Source organism: Vibrio sp. Isolate34, assembly GCF_022397915.1.
Lineage (GTDB): Bacteria > Pseudomonadota > Gammaproteobacteria > Enterobacterales > Vibrionaceae > Vibrio.
The window spans coordinates 1-722 of sequence record NZ_JAKEUO010000062.1; the positions used below are offsets into that span (position 1 = coordinate 1).

The window sequence follows — 722 nt, forward strand, 5'->3', positions numbered from 1 at the left end:
TTTCCGCTCGACTTGCATGTGTTAGGCCTGCCGCCAGCGTTCAATCTGAGCCATGATCAAACTCTTCAATTTAAGATTTTGTCGACTCAACGAATACTGACTTCAAAACTAATATTCATTCGAAAATGAACATGTAATTCTAAAGCTATTATCTTTCCAACAGAAAGATAATGAATTGACTGTGCCAAATAACCCCCTCTCTATATAGAAAGTAATTATTCGTATTGGTCACTCAGTTCATTGAAATCATTTTGATTCCGAAGAATCTGTTTTATCTAACGATAAAACGTTTTGATATTCATCAACGAGTGCCCACACAGATTGATAGGTTTAAATTGTTAAAGAGCTTTGCTTTCAGTGCCTTAGCACTTAAGCAGGACGCGTATAATACGCTTTCTACTTTGAAAGTCAACATAAAATACTAAGAAAACTTAGAACTCTATGGTGACTTGTCTACTTAGTAGACAAAGTCGAACTTTTTGTCTTCACTTTTAAAAAGTGAAAATAAATTTGGAGCCTGGCGATGTCCTACTCTCACATGGGGAAGCCCCACACTACCATCGGCGCTATTGTGTTTCACTTCTGAGTTCGGCATGGAATCAGGTGGGTCCACAATGCTATGGTCGCCAAGCAAATTTTGCTTTTACTTTCAGCTTTTAAAAACTGAAGGCAAAATAATCTGGAAAGCTGCTTCTCTATTTAATAGAGCTATAAAAGTTTCT

At 37.0% G+C, this 722-nt stretch carries 2 rRNA genes; both read right to left on the reverse strand.

The features are described 5' to 3' along the window. Positions 1-72, reverse strand: a 16S ribosomal RNA gene (locus tag L1D22_RS22235); the annotation flags it as partial. Between the two features lie 443 nt (positions 73-515). Continuing rightward, a 5S ribosomal RNA gene (rrf, locus tag L1D22_RS22240) occupies positions 516-631 on the reverse strand. Positions 632-722: the final 91 nt, after the last annotated feature.